This is a genomic window from Kitasatospora sp. NPDC101108, assembly GCF_055584725.1.
The window spans coordinates 450,520-466,090 of the sequence record NZ_JBVJLM010000005.1; the positions used below are offsets into that span (position 1 = coordinate 450,520).

At 74.9% G+C, this 15,571-nt stretch carries 14 protein-coding genes; 11 read left to right on the top strand and 3 right to left on the bottom strand.

All coding sequences use genetic code 11. The annotated features are described in order from the left end of the window. Positions 1–34 precede the first annotated feature (34 nt). The gene (locus tag ACZ6Z8_RS14890; RefSeq protein ID WP_465609701.1) at positions 35–1,267 is read right to left on the bottom strand and encodes an MFS transporter; all 1,233 of its coding nucleotides are present in this window, start codon (positions 1,265–1,267) and stop codon (positions 35–37) included. Positions 1,268–1,438: 171 nt separating this feature from the next. On the opposite strand from ACZ6Z8_RS14890, the gene ACZ6Z8_RS14895 reads away from it, so the two are divergent. From ACZ6Z8_RS14895 to ACZ6Z8_RS14935, 9 genes are all read left to right on the top strand, one after another. Continuing rightward, positions 1,439–2,629 carry an ROK family transcriptional regulator gene (locus ACZ6Z8_RS14895; RefSeq protein WP_465609703.1) on the top strand — a complete coding sequence of 397 codons (1,191 nt, stop codon included), beginning with the start codon at positions 1,439–1,441 and terminating at the stop codon, positions 2,627–2,629. 148 nt (positions 2,630–2,777) lie between these two features. Further along, positions 2,778–3,194 carry a TOBE domain-containing protein gene (locus ACZ6Z8_RS14900; protein WP_402817701.1) on the top strand — a complete coding sequence of 139 codons (417 nt, stop codon included), beginning with the start codon at positions 2,778–2,780 and terminating at the stop codon, positions 3,192–3,194. A gap of 194 nt (positions 3,195–3,388) precedes the next feature. Continuing rightward, on the top strand, positions 3,389–4,108 hold the full coding sequence (locus ACZ6Z8_RS14905; RefSeq protein ID WP_465609705.1) for a glycerophosphodiester phosphodiesterase: 720 nt from the start codon (positions 3,389–3,391) through the stop codon (positions 4,106–4,108). After that, positions 4,105–5,202: a winged helix DNA-binding domain-containing protein gene (locus ACZ6Z8_RS14910; RefSeq protein ID WP_465609706.1), complete on the top strand. Its 1,098-nt coding sequence runs from the start codon at positions 4,105–4,107 to the stop codon at positions 5,200–5,202. Before ACZ6Z8_RS14905 ends, ACZ6Z8_RS14910 begins: the two co-directional genes overlap by 4 nt. Before the next feature lie 73 nt (positions 5,203–5,275). Then, on the top strand, positions 5,276–6,358 hold the full coding sequence (locus ACZ6Z8_RS14915; RefSeq protein ID WP_465609708.1) for an AI-2E family transporter: 1,083 nt from the start codon (positions 5,276–5,278) through the stop codon (positions 6,356–6,358). Between the two features lie 76 nt (positions 6,359–6,434). Next, the gene (locus tag ACZ6Z8_RS14920; protein ID WP_465609710.1) at positions 6,435–7,307 is read left to right on the top strand and encodes a Vgb family protein; all 873 of its coding nucleotides are present in this window, start codon (positions 6,435–6,437) and stop codon (positions 7,305–7,307) included. A 261-nt stretch (positions 7,308–7,568) separates the two neighbouring features. Continuing rightward, positions 7,569–9,350: an aa3-type cytochrome oxidase subunit I gene (gene ctaD, locus ACZ6Z8_RS14925; protein ID WP_465609867.1), complete on the top strand. Its 1,782-nt coding sequence runs from the start codon at positions 7,569–7,571 to the stop codon at positions 9,348–9,350. A gap of 109 nt (positions 9,351–9,459) precedes the next feature. Next, the gene (locus ACZ6Z8_RS14930) at positions 9,460–10,017 is read left to right on the top strand and encodes a hypothetical protein (RefSeq protein ID WP_465609711.1); all 558 of its coding nucleotides are present in this window, start codon (positions 9,460–9,462) and stop codon (positions 10,015–10,017) included. Between the two features lie 253 nt (positions 10,018–10,270). Then, on the top strand, positions 10,271–10,981 hold the full coding sequence (locus ACZ6Z8_RS14935; RefSeq protein ID WP_465609713.1) for a response regulator: 711 nt from the start codon (positions 10,271–10,273) through the stop codon (positions 10,979–10,981). A 106-nt stretch (positions 10,982–11,087) separates the two neighbouring features. On the opposite strand, the gene ACZ6Z8_RS14940 is transcribed toward ACZ6Z8_RS14935, so the two are convergent. Then, positions 11,088–11,537 carry a MarR family winged helix-turn-helix transcriptional regulator gene (locus ACZ6Z8_RS14940; protein WP_465609715.1) on the bottom strand — a complete coding sequence of 150 codons (450 nt, stop codon included), beginning with the start codon at positions 11,535–11,537 and terminating at the stop codon, positions 11,088–11,090. A 104-nt stretch (positions 11,538–11,641) separates the two neighbouring features. On the opposite strand from ACZ6Z8_RS14940, the gene ACZ6Z8_RS14945 reads away from it, so the two are divergent. Further along, on the top strand, positions 11,642–12,046 hold the full coding sequence (locus ACZ6Z8_RS14945; protein ID WP_465609717.1) for a nuclear transport factor 2 family protein: 405 nt from the start codon (positions 11,642–11,644) through the stop codon (positions 12,044–12,046). Positions 12,047–12,147: 101 nt separating this feature from the next. After that, entirely contained in the window at positions 12,148–13,623 is a 1,476-nt protein-coding gene (locus ACZ6Z8_RS14950; protein ID WP_465609718.1) for an FAD-dependent monooxygenase, read from the top strand. Positions 13,624–13,723: 100 nt separating this feature from the next. On the opposite strand, the gene ACZ6Z8_RS14955 is transcribed toward ACZ6Z8_RS14950, so the two are convergent. Next, positions 13,724–15,427 (bottom strand): sensor histidine kinase, encoded by a 1,704-nt coding sequence (locus tag ACZ6Z8_RS14955; protein ID WP_465609869.1) that lies wholly within the window; start codon positions 15,425–15,427, stop codon positions 13,724–13,726. Between the last annotated feature and the right edge of the window lie 144 nt (positions 15,428–15,571).

Sequence of the window (15,571 nt, forward strand, 5' to 3'; positions counted from 1 at the left end):
GACGACACGAGTGGGATTCCCGGTGAGTTGCCGGTCAGATGGCGGAGAGGTCTTTGCCGGAAGTCCTTTCCGGTGACACTGCGGTCACGTCGTCGTCGGTGGAATCCGGTTCGGCCCGGCGCAGTGCCCCGGCGCTCAGCAGCAGGGCGGAGGCGAGCAGGGTGACCAGTCCGAAGGAGACGGAGAGCGAGGTGGCCTGGGCGAGGGCGCCGATCACGGCGGGGGCTATCAGGCCGGAGGTGTAGGTGACGGTGGCGACGCCCGCGATGGCCTGGCTGGGGTTGCTGCCGATCCGTCCGGCGGCCGCGAAGGCGAGCGGCACGATCACCGCGATGCCCACGCCGATCAGCGCGAAGCCGGGGATGGCCAGCGCCGGGTGGTCGGCGGCCACTACGAGGACGCCGCCGAGGGTGGCGACCGCCCCGCCCAGCCGGGTGGCGCGGACGGCGCCGAGGCGGCGGATCACGGCGTCCCCGGCCAGGCGGCTGACCGCCATGGTGAGCGAGAAGGCGGTGTACGAGGCGGCCGCGAGGGTGGCGGAGGCGCCGGTGACGTCCTTGAGGTAGACGCCGCTCCAGTCCATCGAGGCGCCCTCGGCGAACACCGCGCAGAAGCCGACCAGCCCGATCACCAGCGAACTGCGCGGCGGCAGGGCGAAGCGCGGCGGCTCCTGTGCCCCTTCGGCCGCCCGGAAGTCGGGCAGGCTTCGGCAGACCGGCTGGGCGAGGGCGAGCAACACAAGGGCCGTGAGGGCCAGTTGGAGCCGGGCGTCGAGGTTCAGGTGGGCGGCCAGGATGCCGAAGCCGGAGGCCACCAGTCCGCCCGCGCTCCACATCCCGTGCAGCCCGGACATGATCGAGCGGCCGAGGCGCTCCTCGATCTCCACGCCCTGGGCGTTCATGGCGACGTCGGCCATGCCCGCCGTGGCGCCGTACACCAGCAGCACCGCGCACAGCGCCGGGAGCGAGGGGGCGAGGGCGGGCAGGGTGAGGGCCAGGCACCAGAGCGAGATCAGTCCGCGCACCGCGGCCCGGCCGCCGTAGCGGTGGACGAAGCGCCCGGCGAGCGGCATCGCGAGGGAGGAGCCGATGGCCGGCATCACCAGGGCCAGGCCGAGCCGGCCGGGGGAGAGGTCCAGCCGGTCCTGGATCCACGGGATGCGGGTGACGAAGGTGCCGCCGACGGCGCCGTGCACGCCGAAGACCAGCGCGATGCTCAGCCGGGAGCGGCGTGGCTCGGTGAGCGGTTCGTGGGTCGTGACTGTCATGCGGCGTTCCCTCCCGGTCGCGCGGGTCGCGGCGCGACGGTGCCCTGTGGGTGGTCTGCGTGCAGGCCGATGGCTCCGCGCGGCGGGGTCGTCCGTCCGGCGGTGGTGCGATCGTTCGATAAACTATCAGGAAGGGACCCTGATAGAAACACTCTGGAAGGATGACCGGCCATGACCACCGCGCGTACGGCCACGCCGAGCACCGCCCGGGCGATCAACGACCGGCTGGCGCTCAACCTCCTGCTCGAACAGGGTCCGCTCACCGCGACCGAGCTGCGCGACCTCACCGGCCTGTCCCGGCCGACCGTCGCCGACCTGCTCGACCGCCTCCAGCGCACCGGCCTGGTCGCCGTCGTCGGCGAACGCGGCGAACAGCGGCGCGGGCCCAACGCCCGGCTCTACGCGCTGGTCGCCTCCCGCGCCCACATCGCCGCCTTCGACGTCCGCGAGGAGGGCGTCAGCCTGGTCGTCGCCGACCTCGCCGGGCGCAGTCTCGCCACCGCCGAGGTGCCGGTCGAGGCCTCCGCCGCAGGGGCCGCCGGTGCCGCCGAGGCGATCGTGCGCACCCTGCTGGAGACCGCGCGCGGCGCCGGCGTCGAGCGGCTGCACACCGTCGCGGTCGGCGCCCCCGGCCTGGTCGACCCCGCCACCGGCCGACTGCACAGCACCGGCAAGCTCCCCGGCTGGCACGCCGAACTCCTCACCGCGCTGCGGGAGTTGCCCGACACCGACGTCATCCTGGAGAACGAGGTCAACCTGGCGGGCCGGGCCGAGTACCGGGTCGGCGCCGCGCGCGACCGCGACACCTTCGTGCTGATGTGGCTCGGCCACAGCGTCGGCGCCGCCGTCATCCTGGACGGGCAGCTGCGCCGGGGCTTCTCCGGCGGAACCGGCGAGATCTGCTTCCTGCCCGTCCCCGGCACGGTCGGGCTGCCCAGCGCCGACAGCTGCGAGGGCGGTTTCCACGGCCTGGTCGGCAGCGCCGCCATCTGCGCACTCGCCCGCACCCACGGGCTGCCCGCCGACCGGGCCGGGGACGCGTCCGCCGCGGAGGCCGCCGTGCGCGCCGCCCTGGCCGCCGGTGCGGCGGGCGAGGCGTTCCTGGACGAGCTGGCCGAGCGGATCGCGCTCGGCGCGGCCGCGCTCTGCGTGGTGCTCGACCCCGGCTGCGTGGTGCTCGGCGGCGAGATCGGCCGGGCCGGCGGCGCCGAGCTGGCCGGCCGGGTCGAACGGCGGCTGGCCGGGTTCTCCCCGCTGCGCACCGAGGTGCGGGCCGGTACGGCGGGCGGCGGGGCGGTGCTCGCCGGGGCGGTGCTCACGGCCGGGGACGCCGTGCGGCGGGACCTGTTCGGCGAGCCGTAGGCCGGGCCGCCGGGCCGCGTCCGTCGGCTGGTCCGGGGGCTGGTTCGGGGGCTGGTCCGGGGCTGTTTCCCGTCGGCGTGCCCGGTACGGCAGGATGGCGGACGGGGGGCGCGTGCCCCGTACCTCGAACCACCGTCAGGAGTCGCACATGGGCCAGCCCGAGGTGCCGGTCAACCCGTACCGCATCGGTGAGGCGGCGGCGCTGCTCGGCGTCAGCGCGGACACCATGCGGCGCTGGGTGGACGCCGGGCGGCTCGCCGCCGTGCGGGACGAGCACGGGCACCGGATCATCCCCGGCGCCGAGCTCGCCGCCTTCGCCCGCGAGCTGGCCCGGCCGGAGAACGCCGAGGCCGAGGGCCGCCCGTCCTCGGCGCGCAACCGCTTCCCCGGGATCATCACCCAGGTGGTGCTCGGCGACGTGGCCGCGCAGGTGGAGGTGCAGGCCGGGCCGTTCCGGGTGGTGTCGCTGATCAGCCGGGAGTCGGCGGAGGAGCTGAACCTGGTGCCGGGCGCGCCCGCCACGGCGGTCATCAAGTCGACCAATGTGATGATCGAGCGGCGCTAGCGTCTCTCCGCCGTCCGTTCCCCACCGAAGAAGCGAGAGGCCCGGATGCCGCCCCGCACCTGCCGACCACCCCGAGCGCCGCGCCGGGGGTCGAGGCCGTCGCCGCCCGGCACGGCCGCGCCGGGCGCGCCCGGCACGACATCGGGCCCGACCGGCCTCCACGACCTCACCCCCTGGCTGTCCGGAAGGATCCGATGAGCCCCGCCGCCCCCGCCGACCGCCGCCCGGTGCTCGCCGTCGCCCACCGCGGCGACCCGTACCGCCACCGCGAGAACACCCTGCCCTCGATCGAGTCCGCGCTCGCCGCCGGGGCCGACGCCGTCGAGGTGGACGTCCAGCTCACCCGCGACAAGGTGCCGGTGCTGCTGCACGACCCCACCCTGGAACGGCTCTGGGGCGACCCGCGCTCGATCGGCCGGGTCACCACCGAGCAGCTGGACGAGCTGCGCCAGGGCGCACTGGCCGTGCCCACCCTCGCCGAGGCGATCAAGGCCGTGGCGGAGGCGAACGGCCCGCGGCTGCTGATCGACCTGGACGACCCCGGCCCGGCCGCCGCCACCTGGTCCGTCGTCACCGGCCTCGGCGCCGAGGGGCTGGTCTCCTTCTGCGGCCACACCACCGCCATGCTGGCCGTGCGCGAGCTCAGCCCGGACGCCGAGATCGCGCTCACCTGGAAGCAGCCCCGGATGCCCGCCCCCGCCCTGCTGCGCGACCTGCGGCCGCGCTACCTCAACCCGCCGTTCGGCCTGGTCACCCCCGGGTTCGTCGAGGCCGCGGCGGACGAGGGACTCGCCGTCTCCACCTGGACCGCCGATCTGCGCCGCACCATGCGCCGACTGCGCGACACCGGCGCCGCCTCCATCACCACCAACCGGATCTCCGTGCTGCGCTCCGTCGTGGACGGCCGCCGGTGACGGTGCTCGGCACCCGCGCCCTGGGCCGAGCCCTACTGGCCCGTCAGCACCTGCTCGCCCGCACCGGCCGGACGCCGCTGGAGGTCGTCCACCACCTCGGCGGTCTCCAGGCCCAGGCCGTCCCCCAGCCGCCGTACCTCGGGCTGCTCTCCCGGCTGGACGGCTTCGCCCCGGAGCAGCTCACCGGGCTGATCGAAGGGCGGGAGGTGGTCCGGATCGCGCTCCAGCGCGGCACCATCCACCTGGTCACCGCCGAGGACTGCCTGACCCTGCGTCCGCTGCTCCAGCCCGTCCTGGACCAGGCGCTGCGGACCACCTACGGCAAGCGGCTGGCCGGACTCGACCTGACCGCGCTGGCCGCCGAGGCCCGCGCCCTGGTCGAGGAGGAGCCGCGCACCTTCCAGCGGCTCGGCGCGCTGCTGGCGGCGACCCGGCCGGACCGCGACCCGGCGGCACTGGCCCAGGCCGCGCGCTGCCTGCTGCCGCTGGTCCAGGTGCCGCCGCGCGGGCTGTGGGGGCGCGGCGGCCCGGGGGCCCACACCACCGCCGAGGCCTGGCTCGGCCGCCCGCTCGACCCCGCGCCCCCGCCGGACGGCCTGGTGCTGCGCTACCTCGCCGCCTTCGGCCCGGCCGGTGCGGCCGACCTGCGGAAGTGGTCCGGCCTCAGCGGGCTCGGCCCCGTGCTGCGGCGACTCGCCCCACAGCTGCTGACCTTCCGGGACGAGCAGGGCCGGCCGCTGTACGACCTGCCGGACGCGCCCCGGCCGGAGCCGGACACCCCCGCGCCGGTGCGGCTGCTCGCGCCGTTCGACAACCTGCTGCTCTCGCACGCCGACCGGAGCCGGGTGCTGCCGGAGGAGTACCAGGGGCGGGTGATGACCCAGAACGGGCTGGTGCACGGCACCCTGCTGGTGGACGGGCTGGTCGCCGGGACGTGGCGGCTGACCGGCGAGCAGGAGGTGGCCGTCCGGCCGTTCGTCCGCCTGGCGCGGGCGGACCGGGAGGCGGCGGAGGCGGAGGCGCACCGGGTGCTGGCCTTCGCGGGCGGGGGCGGGGGCGGTGCGGTGCGGATCGAGGCGGCTGCCGAGTCCTGAACGGGCAGACCGTCAGGTTCTCTGTTGAGATGGGTCGGTTCGGACTCAACGACGACCCCCGCCGGAGGCTGCCGTGTCCGTGGAGCGCCCGCCCGGTGAGCGGCCCGACCACCGCAGGCCGTACCTGATGCTGCCGCCCGCCGTGCGGTGGGCGGCAGCCTGGTCGGTGGCGGTGATCCTGCTGATCACCGTCGGCTCGCTGGTGGTGTTCGCGCTGGTCGAGCTGAGGGCCGCCACCGTGCCGTTCATCCTGGCGCTGCTGGGGGCCTCGCTGCTCCACCCGGTGGTGCCCTGGCTGGTCCGCCGGGGGGTGAGCCGGAGCCTGGCGGCCGGACTGACCTGCCTGGTGCTGGTGGTCGCGGTGGTCGGGGTGATCGTCCTGCTGGTCAACTCCCTGGTGCACAGCGCCCCGCAGATCGCCGCCTCGCTCCCGTCCGCCGGGCGGCGGCTGGCCGAGTGGCTGGGGCCGTTCGGGGCGAAGGTCCAGCACGCGCTGGAGAACGCCAAGGGCGAGACCAACTCGCTGATCTCGGCGCTGACCAACGGCGTGCTCTCGGGGCTCGGGCTGCTCATCCAGCTGATCACCGGCGGGGTGCTGGCGCTGGCCCTGGTCTTCTTCTTCCTGCGCGACGGCCACCGCACCGGCGATGCCATCCGGGCCACCCTGCCCGGACGCGGCGCGGACACCGTGGTCGCCTGCGCCGACCGCGCCTTCGAGGCGATGGCCGGCTTCATGCGCGGAACCACGCTGATCGCCCTGATCGACGCGGTCTTCATCACCGTGGGCCTGCTCGCCCTCGGTGTCCCCGGCGCCCCGGGCCTGGGCGCGCTGGTCTTCATGGGGGCGTACATCCCGTTCGTCGGCGCGTTCCTGTCCGGCGCGGTGGCGGTGCTGGTCGCGCTGGCGGACGGCGGGCTCGGCACGGCGCTGTGGGCGCTCGGTGTGGTGCTGACGGTCCAGATGATCGAGGGCAACATCCTCCAGCCGACCATCCAGAGCCGCACGGTGGAGCTGCACCCGGCGACCATCATGGTCGCCGTCGTGGCCGGCTCCGGCATCGCGGGCATCATCGGCGCCCTCCTGGCGGTGCCGGTGTGCGCGGCGGGCATGGGCGTGATCTCGGTCCTCCGGGGGTTGCCGGACGGGCGCGGGTAAGTCGGTTGCCCCGGACGGACGGGTGTGCGAGCATCACTAATGCGACGGGAGTCGCAATAGAGATGGAGGGGTGCGCATGGAACTGTTCGAGGTGGCCGGGGCGGGGGACGGGCCGTACGGGGTGACCGTGGGGCCGGACGGGGGCGTGTGGTTCACCCTGGTGCACGCCGGGGAGATCGGGCGACTGGCGCCCGACGGTTCGGTGCGGCGGTTCGGGCTCGGTGCGCCGCGCTGCGGGCCCTCGGTGATCACCGCCGGGCCGGACGGGGCACTCTGGTTCGCCCAGATGAACGCCGGGCGGATCGGACGGATCGCGGTGGACGGCGAGGCGTCCTCGTTCGCGCTGTCGGCGGTGGACGCCGGACCGGGCGGGATCGTCACCGGGCCGGACGGCGCGCTGTGGTTCACCGAGGTGAACGCCGACCGGGTCGGGCGGATCACCGTGGACGGCGAGCTGACGGAGTACCCGCTGCCGGTGCCGGGTGCCTTCCCCGCGCACATCACCGCCGGGCCGGACGGCGCTCTGTGGTGCGCGCTCAACCAGGCCGACGCGATCGCGCGGGTGAGCACCGACGGCGAGGTGACCGTCCACCGGCTGCCCACCGGGGGCACCGCGCCGGTCGGGATCACCGCCGGGCCCGACGGGGCGCTCTGGTACGTCGGGATCGGCGGCGGACTGGTCGGGCGGATCACCGTCGACGGGCAGGTCACCGAGTACCCGTTGGCCGACCGGGCCGCCAGGCCGCACGCGATCACCGCCGGGCCGGACGGGCGGCTCTGGTTCACCGAGTGGGGCGCCGGCCGGATCGGCGTGCTCACCCCGGACGGGCGGCTGGACGGCCACCCGATCCCCGGCCCCGGCGCCGAACCGCACGGAATCGCCGTCGGCCCGGACGGGGCGGTGTACGCGGCCCTGGAGCGCGGCCAGATCGCCCGGCTGCCGGGCTGAGCGCCGAGACTGACGTCTCGTCAACTTCATTGGTGAGCTGGAGCGTTGTGCGGGCCGGCCCGACCGGACCCGGTCGGGAGGTCCCGGGTGCGGTCCGGGAACTCGGGCCCAGCGGCCCCGGCCGGGCGGGCCCAAGGGCCCTGGGGCGCGCGGGGGGTGGGTTCGGATCATGGATCGCCACCCATTCGCACGACGTTCCGAAGGAGCGCGTCCTTGAGCGCCACCCAGGCACAGGGCGACCCCACCCCGCCGTCAACGACCCTGCCCCCGCGCCCGGTTCGGGCCAGGCGGCCGGGTTCGGCCCTGGTCGGACTGCTGACCACCACCGATCACAAGACGATCGGCACCATGTACCTGGTGTCCTCGTTCGCGTTCTTCCTGATCGGCGGCGTCCTCGCGCTGGTCATGCGCGCCGAACTCGCCCGGCCCGGAACGCAGATCCTCTCCAACGAGCAGTTCAACCAGGCCTTCACCATGCACGGCTCGGTGATGCTGCTGCTCTTCGCGATGCCGCTGTTCACCGGCTTCGCCAACTGGATCATGCCGCTGCAGATCGGCGCGCCCGACGTGGCGTTCCCGCGGCTGAACATGCTGTCCTACTGGCTGTTCATGTTCGGCTCGCTGATCGCCGCCGCCGGCTTCGCCACCCCGCAGGGCGCCGCCGACTTCGGCTGGTTCCTCTACGCGCCGCTGTCCGACGCCGTCCACTCACCGGGCGTCGGCTCCGACATGTGGATCATGGGCGTCACGCTGTCCGGCTTCGGCAGCATCTTCGGCGCGGTCAACTTCATCACCACCATCATCTGCATGCGCGCCCCCGGGCTGACCATGTTCCGGATGTCCATCTTCTGCTGGAACGTGCTGCTCACCTCGGTGCTGGTGCTGCTGGTCTTCCCGGTGCTGGCCGCCGCGCTGCTCGCGCTCGAATGCGACCGCAAGTTCGGCTCGCACGTCTTCGACCCGGCCAACGGCGGGGCGATGCTCTGGCAGCACCTGTTCTGGTTCTTCGGGCATCCCGAGGTGTACATCCTGGCGCTGCCGTTCTTCGGCATCGTCTCGGAGGTCATCCCGGTGTTCAGCCGCAAGCCGATGTTCGGCTACGCGGGCCTGATCGCCGCCACGGTGGCCATCGCCGGGCTGTCGGTGACGGTGTGGGCGCACCACATGTACGTCACCGGGCAGGTGCTGCTGCCGTTCTTCTCCTTCATGACCTTCCTGATCGCCGTGCCGACCGGGGTCAAGTTCTTCAACTGGGTCGGCACCATGTGGCGGGGCTCGCTGAGCTTCGAGACCCCGATGCTGTGGACCGTCGGCTTCCTGGTCACCTTCCTGTTCGGCGGTCTGACGGGCGTGCTGCTCGCCGCCCCGCCGATCGACTTCCACGTCTCCGACTCGTACTTCGTCGTCGCCCACTTCCACTACACGCTGTTCGGCACGGTGGTGTACGCGATGTTCGCCGGCTTCCACTTCTGGTGGCCCAAGATGACCGGCAAGAAGCTCGACGAGCGGCTCGGCCGGATCACCTTCTGGACGCTCACCGTCGGCTTCCACGCGACCTTCCTGGTGCAGCACTGGCTGGGTGCCGAGGGCATGCCCCGCCGGTACGCCGACTACCTGGCCTCGGACGGCTTCACCACGCTCAACACCGTGTCCACCATCGGGTCCTTCCTGCTCGGTCTGTCGATCCTGCCGTTCCTCTACAACGTCTGGAAGACCGCCAAGTACGGCGAGCGCGTCACCTCGGACGACCCCTGGGGCTGGGGCCGCTCCCTGGAGTGGGCCACCTCCTGCCCGCCGCCCCGGCACAACTTCGTCAAGCTGCCCCGGATCCGCTCCGAATCCCCGGCCTTCGACCTCCACCACCCGGACATCGCGGCCCGGGACGTGCTGGAGAACACCGGGAAGCCCGCCCCGCACCTGGACGGGGTGGAGCCGGTGAAGTACGACCGGCCGCTGACCCGGGCGCAGCGGGCCCAGGCGTCGTCCACCTCGCCCGCGTCGTCCTCGCCCGTGTCCTCCTCGCCCGCGTCCTCCGACGGCTGAGGCCGTCCCTCCCCCCGAACGGCCGTCCCCGCCCGTGCCGCTGCCCCCGGGCGGGCGGGGACGGCCCCGCCACCCCGCCGTGATCCGTGCACTCCAGGAAGGCCGGCCCATGACCCACACCGTGCTCGCCATCGGCACCGCCGCGCTCACCGCGAGCGGCTGCGTCTGGTACCTGCCCGCCATCGCCGACCTCCAGGCCGGCGCCGACCGGCCCCGCTCCACCCGCACCGCCGCGGCGGGCTGCGTGCTCTGGTGGGCGGCGCTCGCGCTGACCGGCGGACTGCTGCTCGCCGTGCCCGACTGGCACCCGGCCGCCCAGGTGGCCCTCACCGGGCTGGTCGGCGGCACGGCCCTGCGACTGCGGGCGGCGTGGGACCGGCGCGGGGAGCAGCGGGAGGCCGCGGCGCGCTGGGCCGCGCTGGAGGCCGGACCGGTGCCGGGGAGCGCCCGCCCGGCGGCCCTCGTGCTGGCCGGGTGGCTGGTGGTCGGCGCCGCCGTGGCCTCGCTGGGGGCGGTGGCGATCCTGCTGTCCGACGGCGGCGGCCTGGCCTCGAAGGTGACGCTGGCGGCGGTCGTCGGGGCCGGTGTCGCGCTCGCCTTCCTGCTGGTGGGGCTGGGCAACGCCCGTCTGCAGGGGCGGCCGGCGCGACGGTCGCGGCCGCGGTGACGACGGCGAGGGTGGTCCCGAGGGCGAGCCCGGTGCGCTTCACGGAGCCCGCTCCGGTCGGTTCGGTGAGTCGGGCACCAGCCGGAACAGTGCGGGGGCCGGCCCCACAGGAGCGGGCGTCCCGGACGGCGGAGCGGCGGTGACGGGGACGGGCGAATGGGGTCGTTCGGCCCTGGGCGCCTGCCCTGACGCGGGGGATGATGCGCTGGGCCCCGCTGTTCGTGTGCGGGGGTGACGAGGGCGGAGCCGCGTGATGGCGACCATGGCGGAGGGGGCCGAGGCTTCGGCGCCGGTCCGGGTGTTCCTGCTGGACGACCACGAGGTGGTGCGCCGCGGGGTGCACGACCTGCTGGACGGCGAGCCGGACCTGGTGGTGGTCGGGGAGGCCGCGACGGCCGAGCAGGCGCTGGTCCGGGTGCCGGCGCTGCGGCCCGACGTGGCGGTGCTGGACGTGCGGCTGGGCGACGGGGACGGCGTGTCGGTCTGCCGTGAGCTGCGCTCCCGGATGCCCGACCTGGCCTGTCTGATGCTCACCTCCTTCGACGACGAGGAGGCGCTGCTGGACGCCGTGATGGCGGGCGCCGCCGGGTACGTGCTGAAGCAGATCAGCGGCACCGACCTGGTCGCCGCCGTCCGGACCGTCGCCTCCGGCCGTTCGATGCTCGACCCGGGCGCGGCCACCCGGCTGCTGAACCGGCTGCGCAGCGACGCCGAGCCGGCCCGGCCGGTGACCGCCGGGCCGGCCCTGACGGCGCGCGAGCAGGAGGTGCTGGCGCTGATCGGGGAGGGGCTGACCAACCGGCAGATCGGCGAGCGGCTCTACCTCGCCGAGAAGACGGTGAAGAACCACGTCTCCCGGCTGCTCGCCAAGCTCGGTGTGGAGCGCCGGGTGCAGGCGGCGCTGATCGCCACCGAGCTGCGGCAGTCCGCGGCCGCCCGGTCGACCCCGCTGCGCCGCGGCTGACCGGCACCGGGGCCGACCGGCCGTCCCGGGGCAGCACACGAAAGCCCGTCCGCCCTCCGGCGAATCGCCGGAGGGCGGACGCACACTCGCGGCGCGCGTGCCGGCGTCATGAACCGGTGAACGGCCCGGTGGTGACGAAGCGGTGGAGCTGGCGGGCGAAGGTCCGCGCCTCCTCGGGTGGCCAGGAGGCGAGGGACGCTTCGATGATCGCGGCGAGGCGCTGCCGGGTGGCCTCCACCGCCTGCTGTCCGGTTTCGCTCAGGACGAGCAGGGTGGCGCGGCGGTCGTCTGGGTCGGGCTCACGGCACAGCAGACCGGCTTCCTCCAGGCGGGTGGCGCGGCGGGTGACGCCGGAGCGGTCGAGGCCGATCTCGCCCGCGAGGTCGGCGGCGCTGCACGGGCCGGTCCGGGCGAGCCCGCTGAGGACGGGGTAGGTGGTTTCGTCCACCGCCTCGCCCAGGCCGCCCGTCAGGCGGGCGTACAGCTGTGCCCGGGTGCCCCGTCGGAGCAGGGTTCCCAGGGCGTCGGCGATCTCGTGTCCCACGTCGTCAGGCATGGCCCAAAGGATAGCGTGCGCGCCGCACGCAATCTGTAGTACGGTACAGATGCGTGCTCGACGCACGCACTTTCCGTCGAAACCTGGACTCCAAGGGGACCGTCATGACCACCGTCAGCAACCACACCGACGCCCGCTCCGCCCTCACCGACCTGCTGCTCACCCCGGGCCTCGACCTCGACGAGGCCGCGGACCGGCACTTCGCCCCCGACTACCGCCAGCGCACCGACGGGAGCTGGGCGGACCGCACCGAGTTCCTCGCCCACATCGCCCACCTGCGCACGGTCGTCGCCGGCGGCTCGGTCGAGGTGCACGACGAACTCGTCTCCGGCGACCGCTACGCCGACCGCCACACGATGGAGGTGATCAAGACCGACGGCTCCACCGTCCTCATGGAGGTCTACCTCTTCGCCGAGTTCGCCCCGGACGGCCGCTTCCGCCGCATCGAGGAGACCACCCTCATGCTCAAGGGCGCCGACGCCGACCGGAACCTCGGCAGCGCCCGCTGACCCGCAGGCCCGCCTGACGTCCCGGGGCCGCTCCCGTTCCGGAACCACGGCGCACCGCCGCCACGGCGCATCCACCCAACAGTTGAGAGGAAGTGGTTGTCATGCTCGACGTGCTCATCGCCGGGGCCGGCCCGGTCGGGCTCTGGCTCGCTGCGGAGTTGCGGCTGCACGGGGTGGAGGTGGCCGTCGTGGAACGCCGGGCGGCCCCGGACGGACGATCGCGGGCGGTCGGCATGCAGGCCGGCACGCTGGACACCTTCGCCACCCGAGGGCTCGCGCAGCGGTTCATCGAACGCGGCACCCCGGTGCCGACCGGCCACTTCGGCGCGGCGACCACCCGCCTGGACTTCTCCGCGGTCGGGGCGGTGCACCCCTTCATGCTGGCGCTCGGTCAGTCCGTCACCGAACGGCTCCTGGAGGAGCACGCGCTCGCGGTGGGCGCCCGGGTGCTGCGCGGGCAGGAGGTCGTCTCGCTCACCCAGGGCCCGGACGCCGTCGAGGTGGTGATCCGGACCGCCGGCGGACACCGGACCGTTCGGGCCCGCTGGGTGGTGGGCTGCGACGGCACCCGCAGCGCGGTGCGCCAGGCGGCCGGCATCGAGTTCCCCGGTCAGGACAGCACACTGACCGGGTGGCTCGCCGACGTCGAACTCGACGATCCGCCCACCGCGCCGCTCGCCGCCGCCGGTCCGGCCGGTTCGTTCCTGGTGGCCCCGATCGGCGACGGCGTCCACCGGCTGGCGGGCCTGTCCACGGCCACCATGCACCGCGGCGCCGGCGAACCGCTGACGCTGGAGGAGGTGCGCGAGCAGACCCGCGCGCTGCTGGGGCGGGACCTGGGCATCCGCGGCGCCCGCTGGCTGTCCCGCTACGGCAACGCCACCCGGCAGGCCGCACGGTACCGGGCCGGACGGGTACTGCTGGCCGGGGACGCGGCGCACATGTTCTTCCCGGCGGGCGGGCAGGGCATGAACCTCGGCATCCAGGACGCCACCAACCTCGGCTGGAAGCTGGCCGCCACCCTCCAGAGCCGGGCACCCGACGGACTGCTCGACAGCTACGACACCGAGCGCCGCCCGGCCGCCCGCGCCGTCATCGACAACACCCGCGCGCAACTCGCCCTGTTCGCGGCGGCGAGCCCGGAGCAGATCGCCCTGCGCGAGGTCTGGTCCGCCGCGCTGGCCGAACCACGGACCAACCGACAGTGGGCCCGCAGGATCGCCGGCTTCGACGACCCGCTCCCGACCGGCACCGGACCCGACACCCACCCGCTGACCGGCACCCGGCTGGCCGGCCTCGCCCTGGCCGGCGCCGACGCAGCCACCGCCCACCCCCTGATGCACCACGGCCGACCACTGCTGCTGGACCTCGACGGGACGCGGACGCCGTGCTCCGCGCCCGGCCTGGAGCAGCGGACGGCAGCCGTCAGTGCCCAGGACTCGCACCCGCTCTGGCGGGACGTCACCGCCGTACTCATCCGCCCGGACGCCCGGATCGCCTGGGCCGGCACCGACACCGACCCCCAGCGCCGCGCCGCGGCCTGCCGCACCGCCCTGCGAACCCTTTGCCGGTGCTGATCGTCCGGTCGGCAGCCGCCCCGGTCGGCAGCTGCCCCGGTCGGCGTGGACCGCCCGGGACGGGGGGCGCCGGGGCCCGGGCGGTGGGCGGACCCAGGGGTCACGACCCGAGCGGCGCCTCCCAGACCAGCCGGGTGCCGCCGCCCTCGCCGTGCGCCGGGCCGAGGGTGAAGGACCCGCCGACCCGTTCCGCGCGCTCGGCGAGGTTGCGCAGCCCGCTGCGCCGCCCGCCCTCGGGGATGCCGACCCCGTCGTCGGCGACGCTGAGCACCACCCGTCCGGCCAGGGCGCGCAGGTTCACCTCGACCCGGGTGGCGCGGGCGTGCCGGGCGGCGTTGCTGAGGGCCTCCGCCAGGACGGCGACCACGTGCTCGGCGAGTTCCGGGGGGACGTCGGTGTCGAGCAGGCCCTCCATGCTCAGCCGGGGCGCGAGGCCGAGCGGGCCCTGGGCCTCGGTGACGACCCGGGTGGCGCGGGCGCGCAGCCCGCGGTCGGGTTCGCTGTGGGCGCGCAGGCCGAAGATGGTCGAACGGATGATCTTGATGGTCTCGTCCAGGTCCGCCACCGCCCGGGCGACCCGGTCGGCGGCGGCCGGGCTCTCGATCAGCCGGCCCGCGCTCTGCAGGGTCATCCCGGTGGCGAACAGCCGCTGGATGGCCAGGTCGTGGAGGTCCCGGGCGATCCGGTCGCGGTCCTCCAGCAGGTTCAACTGCTCGGCGTCGCGCCGCCGTTCGGCCAGCTCCAGGGCGAGCGCCGCCTGGTCGGCGAAGCCCAGCAGCGGCCCGGTCTCCTCCGGTCCGAACGCGGCCTCGCCCCGCGCCCGGGCGAGCAGCAGCACGCCGCGCCCGTACCCGGTGCCGGTGCCCAGCGGCACCGCGACGGCCGGCCCCAGCCCGTCGAAGCGGCCCGCCGGACCGGCCGCGAAGCGCGCGTCGCAGGCCAGTTCGTCGCTGGTCACCGGCGAGCCCGAGGCGTACGCGGCGCCGGAGAGCGTGCCGTCCACCGGCACCGTCACCCCGAGCCGGGCCGAGGGCTCGGCGCCGAGCGCCACCTCCACGGCCAGTTCCTCGGCCCGCTCCTCCGGGCCGGCCAGCGCCACCGAGACGTCCGCCAGTTCGGCGCCGGCGATCTCCCGGGCCCGGCGGGCGATCAGCTCGACCACGTCCAGGCGCGGCGCGCCCGACAGCAGGCTACGGGTGATCTCGGTGCTCGCCCGCAGCCAGCGCTGGCGCAGCTGCGCCTCCTCGTACAGCCGGGCGTTGTCGATCGCGACCCCGGCGGCGACGGCCAGGGTGGCGATCACCGCCTCGTCGTCCTCGTCGAAGTCCAGTCCGCCGCGCTTGTCGGTCAGGTAGAGGTTGCCGAACACCTCGCCGCGCACCCGCACCGGCACCCCCAGGAAGGTGTGCATCGGCGGGTGGTCGGGCGGGAAGCCGACCGAGGACGGGTGGTCGGAGAGCACCGGGCAGCGCAGCGGCCGGGGGTGGCGGATCAGCTCGCCGAGGATGCCCCGGCCGGCGGGCGGCGCGCCGATCCCCGCCATCTCCTCGTCGGACAGACCGACCGTCAGGAACTGCGACAGGCTGTGGCCGTCCGGGCCGATCACGCCGAGCGCGCCGTAGCGGGCGTCCACCAGGTCGACGGCGGCTTCGACGATCCGGTGCAGCGCCTGGGCGAGGTCCAGCTCACGGCCGACCGCGAGCACCGCCTCCAGCAGGTTGTGCACCCGGTTCTGGGTGCCGCGCGCCGCGTCGATCCGCCACTGGAGCTCCTCCAGCAGTTCGTCCAGGCGCAGCCGGGGCATCCGCGCGCCGCCGCCCGCCGCGCTGCCGTCCGCTCCGCCCACCACTGTCCTCCTCGTTGTCGCCCGGCACTCGTTCCCGCCCGGACCCGTCCTTGCCCCGACCCCCGCCGGCCGGGCCGCCCGCCGACCGGGCACGCCGACCGG

Bases quoted from the DNA above. Each gene is read 5' to 3' on its own strand.
- ACZ6Z8_RS14905 (WP_465609705.1), top strand. From the start codon at position 3,389: ATGAGCCCCGCCGCCCCCGCCGACCGCCGCCCGGTGCTCGCCGTCGCC.
- ACZ6Z8_RS14890 (WP_465609701.1), bottom strand. From the start codon at position 1,267: ATGACAGTCACGACCCACGAACCGCTCACCGAGCCACGCCGCTCCCGG.
- ACZ6Z8_RS14945 (WP_465609717.1), top strand. From the start codon at position 11,642: ATGACCACCGTCAGCAACCACACCGACGCCCGCTCCGCCCTCACCGAC.
- ACZ6Z8_RS14900 (WP_402817701.1), top strand. From the start codon at position 2,778: ATGGGCCAGCCCGAGGTGCCGGTCAACCCGTACCGCATCGGTGAGGCG.
- ACZ6Z8_RS14895 (WP_465609703.1), top strand. From the start codon at position 1,439: ATGACCACCGCGCGTACGGCCACGCCGAGCACCGCCCGGGCGATCAAC.
- ACZ6Z8_RS14935 (WP_465609713.1), top strand. From the start codon at position 10,271: ATGGCGACCATGGCGGAGGGGGCCGAGGCTTCGGCGCCGGTCCGGGTG.
- ACZ6Z8_RS14955 (WP_465609869.1), bottom strand. From the start codon at position 15,427: ATGCCCCGGCTGCGCCTGGACGAACTGCTGGAGGAGCTCCAGTGGCGG.
- ACZ6Z8_RS14920 (WP_465609710.1), top strand. From the start codon at position 6,435: ATGGAACTGTTCGAGGTGGCCGGGGCGGGGGACGGGCCGTACGGGGTG.
- ACZ6Z8_RS14930 (WP_465609711.1), top strand. From the start codon at position 9,460: ATGACCCACACCGTGCTCGCCATCGGCACCGCCGCGCTCACCGCGAGC.
- ACZ6Z8_RS14950 (WP_465609718.1), top strand. From the start codon at position 12,148: ATGCTCGACGTGCTCATCGCCGGGGCCGGCCCGGTCGGGCTCTGGCTC.
- ACZ6Z8_RS14940 (WP_465609715.1), bottom strand. From the start codon at position 11,537: ATGCCTGACGACGTGGGACACGAGATCGCCGACGCCCTGGGAACCCTG.